14 protein-coding genes are annotated in these 16,720 nt (G+C 63.1%); 1 reads left to right on the top strand and 13 read right to left on the bottom strand.

All coding sequences use genetic code 11. The features are described 5' to 3' along the window. Nucleotides 1-11 precede the first annotated feature (11 nt). From GBB18_RS07155 to GBB18_RS07130, 6 genes are all read right to left on the bottom strand, one after another. A complete protein-coding gene (locus GBB18_RS07155; RefSeq protein ID WP_192795963.1) occupies nucleotides 12-848 on the bottom strand; it encodes a cytochrome c biogenesis CcdA family protein in 837 nt (278 codons plus the stop codon). Beyond that, the gene (locus tag GBB18_RS07150) at nucleotides 845-1,945 is read right to left on the bottom strand and encodes a thioredoxin domain-containing protein (RefSeq protein ID WP_151641218.1); all 1,101 of its coding nucleotides are present in this window, start codon (nucleotides 1,943-1,945) and stop codon (nucleotides 845-847) included. The genes GBB18_RS07155 and GBB18_RS07150 overlap by 4 nt, the downstream gene beginning before the upstream one ends. A gap of 13 nt (nucleotides 1,946-1,958) precedes the next feature. After that, nucleotides 1,959-2,363 carry a DUF2304 domain-containing protein gene (locus tag GBB18_RS07145; protein ID WP_151641217.1) on the bottom strand — a complete coding sequence of 135 codons (405 nt, stop codon included), beginning with the start codon at nucleotides 2,361-2,363 and terminating at the stop codon, nucleotides 1,959-1,961. Beyond that, nucleotides 2,360-3,103: a glycosyltransferase family 2 protein gene (locus tag GBB18_RS07140; RefSeq protein ID WP_192795962.1), complete on the bottom strand. Its 744-nt coding sequence runs from the start codon at nucleotides 3,101-3,103 to the stop codon at nucleotides 2,360-2,362. Before GBB18_RS07140 ends, GBB18_RS07145 begins: the two co-directional genes overlap by 4 nt. 126 nt (nucleotides 3,104-3,229) lie before the next feature. Next, the gene (locus GBB18_RS07135; protein WP_225990261.1) at nucleotides 3,230-4,054 is read right to left on the bottom strand and encodes a glycosyltransferase; all 825 of its coding nucleotides are present in this window, start codon (nucleotides 4,052-4,054) and stop codon (nucleotides 3,230-3,232) included. Nucleotides 4,055-4,118: 64 nt separating this feature from the next. Beyond that, nucleotides 4,119-5,315 (bottom strand): CbrC family protein, encoded by a 1,197-nt coding sequence (locus GBB18_RS07130; protein ID WP_151641216.1) that lies wholly within the window; start codon nucleotides 5,313-5,315, stop codon nucleotides 4,119-4,121. A 125-nt stretch (nucleotides 5,316-5,440) separates the two neighbouring features. Between GBB18_RS07130 and GBB18_RS07125 the strand changes: the two genes are divergently transcribed. Beyond that, on the top strand, nucleotides 5,441-6,493 hold the full coding sequence (locus GBB18_RS07125) for an NAD(P)-dependent alcohol dehydrogenase (protein WP_151641215.1): 1,053 nt from the start codon (nucleotides 5,441-5,443) through the stop codon (nucleotides 6,491-6,493). 13 nt (nucleotides 6,494-6,506) lie between these two features. Here GBB18_RS07125 and GBB18_RS07120 read toward each other — a convergent pair whose 3' ends face one another. The 7 genes from GBB18_RS07120 to GBB18_RS07090 all read right to left on the bottom strand — a co-directional run bounded on the left by GBB18_RS07120 (nucleotide 6,507) and on the right by GBB18_RS07090 (nucleotide 16,052). Next, nucleotides 6,507-7,271 carry an IclR family transcriptional regulator gene (locus tag GBB18_RS07120; RefSeq protein ID WP_151529361.1) on the bottom strand — a complete coding sequence of 255 codons (765 nt, stop codon included), beginning with the start codon at nucleotides 7,269-7,271 and terminating at the stop codon, nucleotides 6,507-6,509. Between the two features lie 211 nt (nucleotides 7,272-7,482). Further along, entirely contained in the window at nucleotides 7,483-8,058 is a 576-nt protein-coding gene (locus tag GBB18_RS07115) for a DoxX family protein (protein WP_151641214.1), read from the bottom strand. Nucleotides 8,059-8,141: 83 nt separating this feature from the next. Further along, nucleotides 8,142-9,359: a hypothetical protein gene (locus GBB18_RS07110; protein ID WP_151549644.1), complete on the bottom strand. Its 1,218-nt coding sequence runs from the start codon at nucleotides 9,357-9,359 to the stop codon at nucleotides 8,142-8,144. A 10-nt stretch (nucleotides 9,360-9,369) separates the two neighbouring features. After that, nucleotides 9,370-10,743, bottom strand: coding sequence for a M1 family metallopeptidase (locus tag GBB18_RS07105; protein ID WP_151641213.1), 1,374 nt, complete (start codon nucleotides 10,741-10,743; stop codon nucleotides 9,370-9,372). An 11-nt stretch (nucleotides 10,744-10,754) separates the two neighbouring features. Then, nucleotides 10,755-12,851 carry a prolyl oligopeptidase family protein gene (locus GBB18_RS07100; protein ID WP_151641212.1) on the bottom strand — a complete coding sequence of 699 codons (2,097 nt, stop codon included), beginning with the start codon at nucleotides 12,849-12,851 and terminating at the stop codon, nucleotides 10,755-10,757. Between the two features lie 183 nt (nucleotides 12,852-13,034). Beyond that, the gene (locus tag GBB18_RS07095) at nucleotides 13,035-15,098 is read right to left on the bottom strand and encodes a YhgE/Pip domain-containing protein (RefSeq protein WP_151641211.1); all 2,064 of its coding nucleotides are present in this window, start codon (nucleotides 15,096-15,098) and stop codon (nucleotides 13,035-13,037) included. Then, entirely contained in the window at nucleotides 15,099-16,052 is a 954-nt protein-coding gene (locus tag GBB18_RS07090) for an ATP-binding cassette domain-containing protein (protein WP_151641210.1), read from the bottom strand. It lies immediately after the preceding gene. Nucleotides 16,053-16,720: the final 668 nt, after the last annotated feature.

Raw genomic sequence — 16,720 nt, 5'->3', positions numbered from 1 at the left:
GCGGAGCGCGGTTACTCGCTGTTCTTGGCGGGAACCCGCACGGATTTATAAGCCAGCACCATAGCGACGATGCTGAGGATGAACAGCAGCACCATGGTGCCGTTGATATTCATCAGCAGTGTGGCCACGCGCAGCTGGATGGCGGACTGGGTCTCGGTGGAGAGCAGCCCGCCGAGGCTCGTGGTGGCGTTGGTGGCCATGTAGAGCCCGCCGAGGACGATGAAGAACACCCCGGCGAGCATATTGGTGGAGTTCAGCGTGAGCGGGCCGAGCTGTACCTGCTTGCCCCGCAGCCAAGAGGCCTCACCGATGTTGAACTTCTCCCACAGTGCGGCCAGCAGGAAAAGCGGCAGGGTCATGCCGAAGGCATAGGCGGCCATGATCGCCAAGCCGTAGAGCACGCTGGAGCTAACAAAGGCGGTGGTGAGCACCGCACCCAACATGGGGCCGGCGCAGAACCCGGCGAAGCCATAGACCGCGCCGAGCAGGAAGGTGGGCACCCACCCCGCGGCGCTCATGCCCACCTTGCCAGCGAGGGAGGAGAGGCCGGGGATCTGGAAGCCGCCTCCGAAGAAGATGAACACGCCTAGCAGAATCATGATGATCCCGCCGACCATGATGAGGGTGTCACGTTCGCTGCTGAGCCACTGCCCCAGCGCGCCGGCGCCCGCCCCGATGGGGGCGAGGACGGCGACGAGGCCGAGGAAGAACACGACGGTGCGGGTAATCAGCTCCGTGCGAGAGCTAAATGCGTAGGCAAAAAATGCCGGAAGCAACAGCGCCGAGCATGGGCTGAGGATCGAGAGCGCCCCAGCGACGATGGCGCCGAAGAGTCCGATCGAGATCATTGCGGAACGCTCACCTCGCCAGCAGCCACCTTGGCTAGCTCCACATTGATGACCTCAACGAAGGTCTCAGTGGGCTGGGCGCCAGACACAAAACGGGTACCTACCACGAAGCTCGGAGTGCCTTGAATACCCAAACCATTGGCGTAGCGTTGGGCCTCCGCCACGGGCTCGGCGTAGGTTTCATTGTCCAGAGCCTCGGTGAAGGCGTCCATGTCCTCCACTCCGGCTTCCTTGGCGAAGCGGATATAGTCTTCTCGGCCGAACTCGGGATGTCCGGTGATGTCCTTCGACGCGGTATAGAGCGCATGCTTGAAGGCGAAGAACTTGCCTTGGGCGGCCGCAGCACGCCCCGCCTGTGCGGCGTTGACGGCGTGGGGGCCGTTGATGGCATAGTCATTCCATTCAATGCGCACCAAGCCATCCTTGACGTACTGGTCAATGAGTTCCGGCTCGGTGGTATTGGCGTAGCGGGAGCAGAAAGGGCACTCGAAATCCGAGAACTCCGAGATCACCACGGGGGCATCCACGGCGCCATAGGCGAAGGGATCTGCCGCATCGCGGCGAGCTACCTTCATGATGTCCGCCACGGACTGAATCTCCCCGCCGGGGCCGTAGATGGTGGCGTCGAAGGAGCCGTCCTCGGACTCCGCGTCGAGGGAGCCCGTTCCTGGCTTCACTTGGGCCACCAGTTCCGCGATCTCCTCCTTGCTCAGCTTCTCTACCGCAGACTCCTCCGAAGTAGCGGCATTCCCCGAGTCCTGCTGCGCTGACGTGGGCGCGGCCTGGGTGGCGGTGGTATCCGCCGTCTGCGTGCCCACTAGGTAGCCGCCGAGGCCGGCGATTACCAGCAGCACGCTAAACAGGGCCCACACCACGGTGGGCACCTGGGAGATCGGGGAGACGGCTGTTTCCTCGGTGTCCTCAGCGTCCGCGGAGTCAGCTGCGTCCGCGGCGGCTGCGGATTCAGTCGCGGGATCGTCCGCGGACTCGGCGTCGACACGTGTCGCGTCGGCAGGGTCGGGTGCTGCGGAAGTCACAGCCTCGGCGTCCTCGGGGTTGGGGGTGTGGTCCGGTCCGTGTTTCGGGGCCTTAGGCATAAATGTCGTCGTCTCACTTTTCTGCACGGCGGCTGGCCGTGGGATCGGTGCCATCGCGGGATGGATCATGTGCGTCGGGTCGGATCGCCGTTTGCAGGGCGACAGCGCGAGCTAGCCTAGCGTATCGCAGTTCCTGTTCGCGGAAGCGAATGTAGCTCGAGATCGTGGTGAACATGAAGGCCACCACTAACAGGTAGAGCAGCAGATCCGTGCCGCGGGATACACCGAGCCAATTGGCTACCACGGTGAGGTCATCGGGGCGCACAATCGCCCAGATACAGGAGAATAAGAACACCACAAAGCCGAGTTTCACCCAAGCTTTGGCGCGAGCTTTTTTGCGCTTGCTCACGAAAAAGATGGCCAAACCGATGGTGGCGAGCAGCAGCACCACCTGAATAATGCTTTGTCCCGAACTCATGACAGGTTCCTCGCTATAAATCCATCGGCCAGAATATTGACTCCATTAAAGAGTGATTGGCCCTTGCTCATCGAATACTCGGTGTAGAGAATATCCACCGGTTGCTCGCTCACCCGCCAGTTATTGGTGTCCATGAGCGTGACAAATTCGCTGGCATGGCTCATGCCGTTCATGCGTAGATTCAGCTGCTCGGCCACCGTGCGATTGAACACACGCAAACCATTATGGGCGTCCGTGAGCCCCAGTTTGCGGGTGCGCCGTGAGAGCAGCACCACCGTTTTGAGTACGATGCGTTTGATCAGTGGCACCTGATCATCGGCGGCGCGCGGCCGGCCGAAACGGGTGCCCACAATGATGTCCACCTCCTCGGTGCGAAGCCGATCGATCATGGCCACCACATCTTTGACTTGGTGCTGGCCGTCGGCGTCGAAGGTGACAAAGTTCTGCGCGCCGGGCTGGGCGCGGGCATATTCCACACCTGTTTGAATGGCGGCGCCTTGGCCGAGATTCACGGGGTGATTCACCAAATGCGCGCCGGCGGCGTGGATGGCCGCAGCAGACTCATCCTTCGAACCGTCATTGACCGCCACAATATTGGGAAAAGTCTGGCGGGCATGTCGGATCACATCACCGATGACGGGTCCCTCATTAAAGCACGGGATCACCAACCACGTATCCGCGTAGTCGCCTGGCTGACGGCAGGCGTCATCGGCGGGGCGGGGAGTATCAACAACGGTCATGCCTGTCATGCTAGTAACTTCTCGGATAGAGACGGAGGCAGCCACGCGCGTTAGACAGTGAATGAAAATCAGCGCTCGCTCACAGAGCATGCGTGACGACGCCGCCTTCACTGCCCATCAGACCAGTTAGGGGCGGTGGAACAGGAGGCGATATACCCGCCCGAGCAGGCGCTTGGGTAGTAATCGATAGAGGGAACGAAGAAGAAAGTTGCCCACCGCGCGAAACGCGCTGACGGTCCCATATTCCACGAGGTGGCGCTGCATGCTTAGCTCGGCGCGGATCATATCCAGCCCCGTGCGGCGTGACATCTGCTCCTCGCCGACTCGGAAATACACCAGCTGCTCTGACATATTGGCCAGTACTTTGCCCTCGGCTACCAGCCGCGCCATGAGGTCATAATCCTCCATCAAGTGCACCGGCTGATAGCCGCCAACCTCGCGGATAGCCTCCACTCGGGCCATCACAGTGGGGTGGTTGATGGGATTATTGATGGTGAGATAGCGGTTGATCTCCGCGGGGCTTTCAGGCAGTGCACGTACGCCCACCGGCTCGGCAGGGGAATCCACAAATTCCGTCATGGCCGAGCCCACCAGATCTACCCGTGGGTGCTCGGCGAGGAACGCGAGCTGGCGCTCGAAGCGCTCGGGGTAGGAGATATCGTCGCTGTCTTGGCGGGCATAGAGCTCGGTGGTGAGGGTGGAAAACCCAGCGGCCGTGGCCACCGCATTGCCTTCGTTTTTCTCTCGCCGCAGTATCCGCACCTCGGGCCGGGTGGCCTCTGCACTGCTGAGGATAGCCGCCACATCCTCGCCCACGGGGCCATCTTGGATCAGCAGGATTTCCTCCGCTGGCCGGGTCTGGGCGTAGAGGCTCTCCAAAGCTTGGCGTATATGCGGGGCCGTTGTCCCGTGATACACCGTCATCAGCACTGTTAGGCTCGGACCAGCCACCGTGAGTACACCTTTCAGCTCGGAAGAATTCAGCGGCCCTAAGCCTAGTCGGCTGGGCTGAGAACTAGCTGTGATCCATCCAGAACTTCAGTTTGTCCGAACTTAAGGAGGCAAAAGCGAATACACAGGGATCGGCGTGGGCCCGTAGTTCCTCGCGTGGTTGGGCGCGCAACCAGGTGAGATACTCCTCCTTAAAGAAGGACTCATCCAGCCCAGACTCTTCTCGCTCCTCGGGGCTGAGACTCTCTAGCTGGGCGGCAGTAGCTACGCCTAGGAACTGGCAGGCGTCGCCGTCCGCGCTTTGCCACTGCTCCTCCTGGAAGGAGGCGAAAGAGGGGGTGCGCTTGATGAGCTCCTCCGCGCGCTCGGGCGGCATGCCCTCGGGGGCGGTGGGGACGAAGCGGGCATCGTATTTCTCGGCGGCGGCACCCGATGCGATGCACCACGGGCAAAGATCCTCGACGCGCTCTAGCGCATAGGGGCGATACACATAGGCCCACCCAGTCGTGCGTTCACAGCAGGGGCACTCTGCGTCCTCATTGCGCACGATGGCGCCCGTGATCACTGGGTCTGGATGGTAGCGGAAGACGGGGAGTTCGTCGTGCGCCGGTTCTAGTGCCGCCTGGGACCGCGCCGCAGACTCGGTGATGGGAGTGCTCACCGTGGCGATATCGGGAAGGATGGGGCGGTCAATTCGGTACTGCAGACCAGCCATGAGCGAGGGGAACTCGTGGGGCAGCACCGAGTACACCAGGGCATCGTCCACATTGCCATCGCCCAGGCGCGAGGCACTACGCAGCGTGCCTTCATAGCGCAGATCCGCCTTCTCCGCGGCGCGCCGGGCCTGAATATTGGTGCGTGGCACCACCATGGAGAAGCGCTGGGCACCGAGAGTGTCGAAGCTATAGGCGATCAGGAGCGCCAAGATTTCTGGGAAGACGCGGGTGGACTGGGCGCCACGGGTGACCCAGGTGTGGCTCAGTGTGACGGTGGGAACATCGGGGTTATCGATGGTCAATCCGGTGACTCCCACGGCGCGGCCATCGGTATTCAACCGCACCAAAAGCGGCAGGGAACGTCCCGTATCGACGGTAGCGCAGAGGCGCTCCAGATACGCGGGTATACCCTCCTGCTTAGGCACCCCCGACCAGTACTGTTTGTGCAGGTCCACGGCGGCGCTGCTGAGGATTTCTGCGTGGTCGGTGCTCAGCGGCGTCAGGTTGATAACGCTGCCTTCTAGGGTGACTGAGGAATCAAACATAAGAACTATCTTAAGAAAATTCGAAGGTGTGTGCAGGGTCGTGGTCTACCCTGCCGGCAGCTGTGTCACTAGTCCGCGCTAATGAAAACCAGCACCGCTAGCTGTTGTTTTGTAGCGTGGGCGGCATGACATTTCGCGTGAAAGCTGTACAAAAGACTGCCCCTGATTCCCCCTTCGAGATCGCCGAGATCACTCGCCGCGATCCGCGCCCAGACGATGTAGTGATTGATATCAAGGCGGCCGGTATTTGCCATAGCGACATCCATACCATTCGCAATGAGTGGGGCGAGGCCCACTTTCCGCTCACGGTGGGCCACGAGATTGCCGGTGTTGTCTCCCAGGTGGGTTCCGAGGTTACTGAGTTCGCTCTTGGCGAGCGCGTGGGCGTGGGGTGCATGGTGAATTCCTGTGGAGAGTGCGAGCAGTGCCGCAACCATCAGGAGCAGGATTGTCTCCATGGTGCCGTGGGGACCTATAACGCGCAGGATGTGGACGGCAGCATCACCCAAGGTGGGTACTCCCAAAAAGTGGTGGTGAACAAGAATTTCGTCTGCCGCATCCCCGATAGCATCGATGATGATCACGCGGCCCCGCTGCTGTGCGCGGGCATTACCACCTATGCGCCCATCGATCGCTGGGGTGTGAAGGAAGGCGACACCGTGGCCGTGCTCGGCCTCGGTGGGCTGGGGCACATGGCTGTCCAGATCGCCGCTGCCAAGGGGGCGCGGGTGACGGTGCTCTCCCGCAGTATGCGCAAGCAGGAACAGGCCCGCGAATTGGGTGCGGAGCGCACGCTCGCCACCACCGAGGAAGGATTCTTTGAGCAGCATCGTGGCGAGTTCGACTTCATCCTCAATACCATTAGCGCCGATATCGACGTCAACGCCTACCTCGGTTTACTCAAGCCACACGGAGTGATGGTGGTCGTGGGGCTGCCGCCGAACCAGCAGCCGCTACACTTCGGCTCCATCGTTGGCGGCGCAAAGGTGCTCGCTGGATCCAATATCGGCGGTATCAAGCAGACCCAGGAGATGCTCGATTTTTGTGCCGAGCACGGTATCAGTGCCCGCATCGAGAAGGTGTCTGTGCATGAGGTGGATGAGGCCTATGAGCGCGTGGTCAATGGCGAGGTGCAGTTCCGGTGTGTGATCGACACCGCCAGCTTCGATCAGGCCTAAGCCGCCGCAGCGGCTAGTGTTCGTGGCCGAAGACGGTGTGGGAGATCAGCTCGGCGCGGGTGCGTACCTCGCCGAGGATCTCGCGGGGGTCCACGGGGCAGTCGATATGGAAAGACACCGCGAGGGCCGCCGCCGGCTGGCCGAGATGGTCCAGGATGGGGGCGGAAAAGGAGCGGTGGGCGCGGTCGATGCGCTCATTCTCCTCGGCCCAGCCTCGCTCACGGATGATGGCCAGTTGCTCAATCACCTCGCGGAAGCTCATGTGATTCGGCACTGGGGAGGTGGAGTAGGTGGCCTTGACCTGCTGCTCCGAGCGGAGCGAGAGCATGGCCATGCCCGAGGCTGTAATGAAGGCCGGAATGCGCACCCCGGCATCGAAGAGCAGGCTGTTGGCGTTTTTGCTGCGCTCTTCCAAAATGTAGAGCACATCACTTCCCGAAAGCTTGGAGATATGGGCGCTACCGCCAATGAGTTCAGCCAAGAATTTGGCGTGGCGGGCACCGACGCGCACCAGTGGCTGCTGGGTGGTATAAGCCGAGGCCATAGCGTAGGCAGCCACGCCTAGCCCATAGGTCTTTTCCTCGGGCAGTCGCACCACATAACCGGCATCCTCCATCACCGTGAGTAGGTGGTAGACCGTGGAGCGTGGCAGATCCAGCTCGGTGTAGATGCGGGCGGCGGAGACGGGAACATCGATGCTGGTCAGCAGCGTAAGAATGCGAAGGACGTTGGTGGCTGCTGGGACCCGCGATGAATGTCGTCGGGTATGCTCGCTCACTTTTTTCACGTCCTCCTTCTGTTCGGGGTCTGGCGCTGTGTGGCCACGCAGCGCGGGTGTTCCTTAAAAACTATACCGAGGAACTAACGGTTCGGTAGCTTAGTCTCCGTTCTCGGGGGCTAATCCCGAGCATATATGGGCGGCTAGACACAAAAAACCGCCTCGCGCACGAGGGCGACGGGGCGGTGCTGCTACACGGGGCAGCGAAGCATTAGCGGTTGGTGTTGTCCCAGCCGGTGGTGGTGTTGATATCCGAGCTATCGAAGGCTGTGGTCTCGGTATCGAAGGCGGTGTTCGCGCCTGCGGCGGGTGCCGTGGTCGCAGTGGTGGTAGGGGCATAAGCGGCGGAGGCGACGCCCTCGTCGTCTTTGTCCTTGCGGTTGCGGAAGGGGCGCGCCACGAGGTGGTCCAGAGAGACGCGACCAGCGCCTGCAGCGGCGAGCAGCAGGCCAGCGGCGCCGATCACGCCGACGAGCTCCCAGCCGCCATCGGAGACGAAAATACCTGCATCGCGGTGGGCGAACCACGCGGCACCAGCCATCAAAGCAAAGAGAACCGGGCCAACGAAGCGGACCAGCAAGCCGAGCACGATGGCGATGCCGCCAGCAAACTCGAAGTAGGAGGTAAATTGGGCAGCGAGCTCAGGGTTGGGCACACCCAAGTTGCTGAACATGTCGGTCACACCAGAGATGGTGATGTCGTTGATTTTCTGCCAGCCGTGTGCGATGAGCACGGTGCCGAGAATAATGCGGGCAATGAGTTGGAAAATATCTTTAATTACAGTCACGCCTACACACCCTACATAAAGGTTCGATTAAGCAAAATACGGAAGTGCGTGAAAATAATAAGAATATCGTCCAGAAATATAATTTAATGAACGCGCCGCACGTGTGCGCCGAGCAAAGAATAGACGTGCACCGCCATGCCGATGAGTGGGCCGAGAATCAATGCGGCGCAGACCGCGGTGGTGAGCGAGAAGGGCAGCAGCAGCACGCCGAAGGCGCTGGCGGTGGCCACCACCCAGCCGAGCACGTACACGCTATGGCGCTCGTGACTCAGCGCGGCACAGCCGGTGATCATCAACGAGCCCGTACAGGCGGAGGCGAAGGTGAGCACAGCCAGTAGCCAGCCGGGCAGCACATAGCTGGCGGGCAAGAAGAGCCCGAGGATCCACGGTCCGAGCAGCCACGCCAGTCCTGCCCCGGCAACGCCCACGGCGCCGACCACAGCCAGCGGAATCAGCAGGGCCGATAGGAGGCGCTCTCGCCGATCCACGAAGTACACCACGAGGGCGGACTGGAAGCGTTGGGTGGGCACTAGGATCGGGGCGCGGGTCAGGAGCACCGCCATGATGATGGCTGCCACGCTCACGCCATCCACGGAGCTATCCCCAGTGCCGTGGGTGATGCGCACCAGCGGCGGGAAGCCGGTAATCAGGGCGGCCGATGCCCCAGTGGCGGCCATGGCGGAGACAACGCCGCGTCGATAAGCGGCGGAGGTGACATCGACTGGGGCCTGTAGCGCGGCGCGGGCCTGCGGGGAGAAGGCGATGATGAGCAGCCAGGTGGCGGCACCCATGACGGTAATGAGGAGGAAGGCGCCGATACCCCAGCCCTGCCACCATGCGCATGCCGCGGCCAGCATGCGCACCCCAGAGTCGATGGCCACCAACCAGGCATAAGCACCCCAGTGCTTGAGCCCAGAGAGCACGCCCGAGAGCAGCGCCTGGAACACATAGGAGGATAGGCCGATGGCAAAAAGCGCGATCGCCGCGGGATGGGGGTGGTGCAACAGGAAACCCATCCACACCCCGCCGGTGGCGAGGATGCTGATCCCAGCGATGAGCGCCACCACCCCGGCCAGCCGTACCGGCCGTGCCGAGCGGGGGCTGGCCCCGGCGCGCACCGCGGAGGTTGCGCGGGTGGTTTCCTGCGTGATGCCGTCGATAAGCCCCGCGAGTGCAAAGAAGAGACCCCAATAGGCCTGGAAGTCTGCGTTGATGGTCTCGGGCAGGGCCCAGGAGGCGACGATGACCACCACGAACCCCGAGAGGGCCGCGAAAATAGTGGCGAGAGACAGCGCGCGCATGGCAGTGGTCCTAGGCGGTGGGGAAAGGCGGAAGTGGCAGGGAGAGCAGCCAAGCGGAGCGCAGCTGCTCCAATTCGGCGTGCCGTTCGGGTGCGAGGTGGGCGCGCAGGATATTGAAGAGATCCACGGGCTCGACCACGCCGTGGCGGTCGCGGCGGGCATAGTCGCGCAGCGCGGCGAAGAAGGCCGCATCGCCGAGTAGCAGGCGCAGGGCGTGCACAAAGACGGCGCCGCGCTTGTAGAGGCGATCGTCGAACATGTGCTGCGGGCCCGGATCGGCGAGGAACAGGTCCTGCGGTTTCTGCTGGAGGCCGCGATAGTGCTCGCGGGCGTAGTGCTCGGCGGGGGTGCCGGTGGAGTGCTCGAACCACAGCCACTCGCAGTAGCAGGCGAAGCCCTCGTTGAGCCAAATATCGTCCCACTGCGCCACGCCGAGGGAATTACCGAACCACTGGTGGGAAAGTTCGTGGGCGATTAGGCGCTCCCAGGTCCTGCGGCCATCGGCGTGATTGGCGCCGAAGATCGATAGCCCATGGGCCTCGAGGGGGATCTCGAGCTGATCGGCGGTGATGACCACCCGGTAGTCGGGGAAGGGGTAGGGGCCGAAGAGCTCGGCGTAGAACTCGAGCATGCGGGCCTGGTCGGCGAAGTCATGCAGCACCCGCTGGCGCAGGGCAGCCGGGGCATAGGCGGTGACGGGCACGCCCGCCGCGGAGCCGAGGGGGATGGTGCTGAACTCGCCGATCTGCACCGAGGCGAGATAGGTGGCCATCGGTTCCTGCACCCGGTAGTGCCACGAGGTGGTGGAATTGTTCCGCTGAGTATCCACCAGCACCCCGGTGCAGATCACGCTGAAGGGATTATCGGCGGTGATCCGAATGTCGTAGCGGGCCTTCTCATCGGGCGTGTCATCGCAGGGGAACCAGCTATGGGCGCCGTGTGGCTGGCTGGCCACGAGCGCCCCGGCATCAGTTTCCTCCCAGCCAATCTCACCCCAGCGGGAGTTGATGGGCTGCGGATTGCCGAAGTAGCTGATGGCCAAGCTGAACTCGGTATCTGCAGGGATCTCGCGGTCGAACAGCACCACCACTTTGTTATCGCCGCGGTGGCGGAACTTTTTCACCTTCACCTGCGCGCCACCCACACCTTGGGCGGTGATGCGCCGCACGGTGAGGGTGCGGGCGAAGTCGAGGGTGAGCTGCTGCAGCGGGAGGTAGCTGAGCACATCCAGCGTCGCCGTGCCACTGAGGTGGTTGGGCATGACCCGATAGGTCAGGTCGAGGTCGTAGTGACGGATGTGGAATCCAAGGTTGAAGTCCACACCCGTGTAGCGGTCCCGGGTGCCGGGGATCTCGGTGGTGCGCAGGCGTGTAAAGGAACTCATCGCGGCTAAGTCTAGTCCGCGGAGCGCTGAGCCTCCGCGCCCGCCGCCGCGAGCTGCTGCTCCAGCCAGGTAAACACGATGGCCTGCTTCCATGCGATCTGATCATTATCGGCCGCCCCAGCATGCCCGCCTTCGGAGTTTTCTACATAGTCCACCGGCTGGCCGGCGGCGGCGAGGGCGGCGGCGAACCAGCGCGCATGGGCGGGGTGCACCCGATCGTCCCGCGTGGAGGTGGTGACCAGCGCCGGCGGGTAGGGCGTGTCCGCAGCCGAGACCACACGTTGCAAGGGCGAGTAGCTTTCGATCACCGCCCGCTCCTCGGGGTTACCTGGGTGGCCGTATTCTGCTACCCACGAGGCACCCGCGAGCAGGGTGTGATAGCGCAGCATATCGATCAGCGGTACCTCGCTCACCACCGCGCCAAGAAGCTCGGGATAGCTGGTGAGGGCCACCGCGGTGAGCAGACCACCATTGGAGCCGCCGCGCACCGCGAGCTGCTCGCGGGTGGTGATCCCGCGCTCCACGAGATCATTGAGCACCGCCTGATGATCCTCAAATACCTTCCGGCGCTCCAGCTTTGTGGCCTGGGAGTGCCAGCGCGGGCCGAACTCGCTGCCGCCGCGCAGATTCGCCTGCACCAGCAGATGCCCTTTTTCTAGCCACGCGATGCCGTTCACCGCGGAATAGTAGGGCAGGAGGGAAATCTCGAAACCGCCATAGGCGTGCACCACGCAGGGCTTCGGGGTGGGGGTGGCGCCGTCCTCGTGCAGTCGGCCGGTGAGGAAGTAGGGAATCTTCGTGCCATCGGCGGAGGTGGCCCAGTACTGCCGAGTGCTCATCCCAGAGGCGTCGAATTGCTCGGGCGCGCTTGTGACCACCGTGGAGAAACTCTCTGGGTCGCGGGCGTCGGCGCGCAGCAGCCTATCCGGGGTGGTGAAGCTGGAGGAGTAGAGCCACACTTCCTCGCCGATCTCTGGGTCCTCCGAGAGCGGAGCGGTAGCCACGACGCTGGTGCTCGCCAACGCCGGCAGGGACACCCGCACGCACTCCTCCGGTGCATCGAGGCGCACCCGGTAGAGGGTGGTGGTGACATTCTCGAGCACCTGGATCAGCGCATAGCTGCGGGTGAAGTGCAGCGTCTCCAGCGATTGATACTCGGTGGGGGAAAAGATCACCTGTACCTCGGTACTCGCGGGATCCGCCACAAAGCTCTCGCAGTCGGCCACTCCCACGCCGCCGGCGGGCACCCCGTGGACTTCCGTGCGGGGGAGCAGGAAGATCTGGTCGCGGTGAACGATAATCTCGCAATCCACCGGCACCTCAATGCGCACCGGCTCCGAGCCGCGCAGCAGGTAATTCTCGGCGGTGAACATATCCAGCCGCCGCTCAATGAGCACCCGCTCGAACCCGGGCGTGCGATCCGCCCACCCGCCGGAGGCGATATCGCTGCGCTCGCCGCTAAAGAGCAGCTCGGCCTCGCGCGGGTCGGTGCCGCGGTGCCAGCGATACACCCGCGCTGGGTAGCCAGACTCCGTGAGGGAGTTCTCGCCCACATTGGTGCCGAGGATGAGGGTATCGAGGCTTTCCCACGACACATCGGATTTATCCTCCGGCAGAGTAAAAGGCGTATCCTCCACGAAGCTGCAGCTAGTGATGTCGAACTCGCGGATCACGGTGGCGTCACTGCCGCCGCGGGATAGCCGCAGCAGGGCCCGGTCGCATTCCGGTTCGCGCACGTGCGCGCCCTTCCACACCCAGCTTTCCCCATCGGCCGCGGCGAGGGCGTCCACATCGAGCAGGATCTCCCACTCCGGCGCCTCGCTGCAATAGGACTCATAGCGGGTGCGCCGCCACAGCCCCCGCGGATGCTTGCTATCGCGCCAAAAGTTGTAGAGGTAGTCGCCGCGCCGAGTCACATAGGGCACCCGCGCGTCGGCATCGAGGGCCGCGCGCAGCCGCTGCTGCAGGGCGGTGCGATGGCCGCCTTGGCTATCGATGTTCTCGATGGTGGAGGCCGTCCACTCCTGCGCCCACCCAAGGGCCGTGGGGGAGCCGATAATTTCAAGCTCGCTCGGCGGCGGCGTCTGTGCTGGTGCGGTAGTGCTCATAGTGCCGCCGATTATACGGATGATACCCCCATTGCACCAGTGTTAGTGCAGCTCATTGGCACTTTTATGGCTGGTGGTACGAGTTAAACTCAGCGGCCCTTTTCCGGACGCTTATCGACGCCACCCCGTAGCACAGAAGCACCGCCGCGGCAGCGGGCCGCGGCGGTGCTGAGCGGGGGATGATTAGAAATCGATGGGCGGATGCAGCTTCTTCATGGTCCACGTTCTATCGCGCCGGGCACCGAGAGCGGTACCTAAGAGGAAGATCGTGAGGAAGAAGCAGAGCGCGATCACTGCTTGCAGCATGCGGCCGTCGAAGTCGCCGTAGAGTGTCTGGCGGAAGCCGTTGACGGTGTAGGTCATGGGCAAGAAGGGGTGGATCCAACTCCAGAAATCCGGTTCCGTTTCCACGGGGTAGAGCCCGCCGGAACCCAAGAGTTGCACCATGAGCATCGCCATACTGGCCACCCGTCCTGGGCCGGAACCAAGGAGAACGATGAGCACTTGGTTCATCGCGGCAAAGACCAGCGCGGTGAGCATCATGAACACGGTGAGGCCGAAGAATGTGGCCGGATCCAGCGGCACCGCCAACACGGTGGCGGTAGAAACCACGATGGCCTGGATCATGGCGATCAGGCCGGCCGGGGCCAGACCGTCGATAGCGGCGCGCAGCGGGGAGATGCCGGCGGCCACGGCGCGGGCCTGCAGCGGGCGCAGCAGCAGGAAGCTCACGAGGCTACCGATGTAGAGGGCCAGCGAGAAGAAGAAGGGAGCCAGACCAGCACCGAAGGTGTTCTCCCCACCGGAGTTGGACTGGTTGATCTCTACCGGCCCGCCGATGGTCTCCGCCATGGTTGTGCGGTGATCGGGCGACCAATCTGGGGCCTCGCCCGCAGCCTGTCCGAGTTTGGTGGCCAGCTCGTTGCTGCCTGTGGAGAGCTTGCTGGAGCCGTCCTTGGCCTCGGCGAGAGCGGAATCAAGTGTGCGGCCGCCATCGAGCAACTGGGTGGCGCCGTCATTGAGCTTATTGGCGCCATCATCGAGCCGGGTGACACCCGAGCCGAGCTCGCCGATGCCGGCGTTGAGACGGTGGGCGCCATCGTTGAGGGCCTGGGCGCCGTCATTGAGCTGGTTGACACCGCCCACGAGTTCGCCGAGCTTGCCGGGCAGATTGCCCTGGTCGATGCCCGCGGCGATGCCATTGATCCGGTCGAGGTCCTGTTTCAGCGGGGAGTGGGGGCCAACGCCCTCGGTGTCCACGCGGTGCGCAATGTGATCCACTTGGCCGGCGGTCTGTTGCGCCAGCGGATCGGGGATCTGGCGGATCGCCGCGGCGAGATCGCGTAAATCCTGCGCGAGGGAGCCCTGGATTTCGGAGGCTTCGCTGGCGGTGGCGTGGTAGTGGTGCACCTCGCCGGTGAGGCTTTGGAGCTTGCCTATGGCTTGATCGAGCCCGCCGCTGAGCTGGTTGGTGCCCTCCACTAGCCGCTCCGTGCCAGTGGCCAGCTCGCCTGAGCCCGCTTGCAGTTTGTCGGCGCCTTCACGGAGGCGACCGGTGCCGTCGACCAGCTGGGTGGTGCCTTCCTTATTGCGCTCGAGGCCGGCAACGAGATCGCCGGCGCCCTGCTGGATCTTCCCCAGACCAGAGTCGAGCTTGGTGGCGCCATCATCCAAGTGGGCGGCGCCATCGGCGGCCTTCTGAATTCCCTCGCTGGCGTTGACGACGCCCACCAGCAGCTTATCCACAGCCTCGGTACCGATTCTGTCGGAGACCACGGCGAGCACCTGGCGCATGGCGTTTTGGCCAATGAGCGTGGAGAGCCAGCCGTTGGCGTCATTGTAGTGCGTCACAATGCGGGCCTTCTCGGGATTCTCAGAGGTGGGAGAGGCCACTGCCTGGGAGAAATTCTCCGGCAGAGTCACCGCAAAGTAATACTCGCCGGTTTTCACACCCTCGAGCGCGTCCTGTTCGGTCACGGTGATCCAGTCCAAGGACTGATCCTCGAGCAGGCCCTCTTCGATCTGCTTGCCAGCGTCGATACGCTGGCCATCGACCTCGGCGCCAGTGTCCTCGTTGACGAGGGCGACGGGCATGCGGTCGAGACGGCCGAAGGGGTCCCAGAAGCTCCACAGATAGAGCGTGGAGTAGAGCAGGGGAAGCAGGCAGATGGCCACGATGGCGATCTTTCCCAGCTTGGCTCGACCGAAGCGGCGAAGCTCGCTGCCGATATGCAATGTGGCAAGCATTTACTGCTCCTCCTTGGTGGTAGTGGACTCGGTGGTGGTCGACGCTGTGTCGCTCTTGGCGTGGCGCGGTTGGGGATGCTCGCCCTGGCGCAGCGCGGTCCAGCGCGCCAGCAGGTCCTCGAGGTGCTGGTCGGTGGCGCCGCTGCTCTCGGGGGCGATGTGCCCGCGGTCGGTGAAGAGCTCAATCACTTGCGAGCCTGGCAGTGTTGCCGCGCTTGGCGGATTTACGGAGTTCACCAGCACGGTCATCTCCGTGGAGAGGCGGTTGAGCACGCTGAGCAAAATGGCGCGGTCGCTAAGCTCCCGCACCTGCTCGAGATCGTCCAGGATGAGCAGTCGAATCTCCTCATCGTGGGCGGGGTGCAGGGCCATGCCGATGCGGATGAGGATGCGATCCAGTGCGGGGATCTGGCTGACGTATTGGTTCAGATCCGGCAGCGAGCGGCTGCCATATACCTTCGACAGGATCTCCTCGCGGTAGGCATCATCGGCCTTGGGGACCCACCCGAACCAGCCATGGCACCACGCGCGGTGGTCGGTGAGCACATCACGCACCCGCACATCGCGGTCGAGCGCATCAATAACGTCCACCCCGGCAATGGCGACGGTATCGCGAATATCTTTGAGCTGGTCGTGGCCGAAGACAGTGAGAGTTCCCTCGGTGGGTTTCATTCGTCCCGCCAAGGTGAGGGCGAGCGCGGTGCGGCCCGAGCCGCCGCGGCCGGAGAGAAACACGAGGGTATTATCGGGCACGCGCAGGTCAATGGGCCCAAATACCGGCCCTTCCTCGCCCACCACGGATAGCCCATCGGCCACGAGCACATAGGCATCGTCGGCCTCCGGCTCGCCAGGGGGCGCGGTGGTGTCTGCAGCAGCGCTGGTGGGTACAGCGTGGAACTGGCGGGTGTTATCCGCGGGTTCCTCGCCCTGCGTGTGGATCTCCCTGTCTGACATGCTCTCTCCTCAGCACTGTGTATCCCTGACTGGCTTCAGCGCCAGTGCGTCTGTGTCCGGCACTGGGTGGGTGATACTCATCCACGGTGCTGCGTTCTATCTCCTCGGTGCCAGCCGCATGCGCCGCCGCCGGGGACACGGAGATCTCAGCCGTGGTGCGTATCTTCAATTCTGCCGGCACACACGTAGGTATGGGTGGACAACCACGGCGGCGAGGGGCGCCACAGGCTGCTGCGCCTAGCGCAGCAGGGCCGGCGCTGCTGGCACGAGGACGACTCCGCGTCGAGACGATTCATCGCTCGCGTGCCTCGCAGTATCCGCCCCGTAGTATCCACAACCCTTAACGCAACGGGTGTAGCTTAAGTTCCTTAATGAGTCTTTGATTCTAGCCATAAAGTGGCATCTACCTGCAAAGCGACCCGTTGTTCGCCATAGCTGACGCATAGACATAACCCACACCAATGTGTGTTGTGATGTGGGAAGAGGGGGTAGTGCAAGGGAGTGAGCTGGGAGTGTAAGGAAGGTGGGTGAACCGATTATGGGAGGCAGTTCAAGCGGTCGGCTCTATCTTCATCCGAAAGGGGGTGTTCCACTTATTGTGGCTACTTGCCCTCTGGCGCCCGTTCGGCAAGCATATGCCCGTTTGTGATTATGCCCACACGGCCTAG

The organism is Corynebacterium sp. 11A, assembly GCF_008930935.1.
GTDB lineage: Bacteria > Actinomycetota > Actinomycetes > Mycobacteriales > Mycobacteriaceae > Corynebacterium > Corynebacterium megadyptis.
The sequence above is the reverse complement of the archived record's forward strand: the minus strand, read 5'-3'. Positions and strand labels throughout refer to the sequence as shown.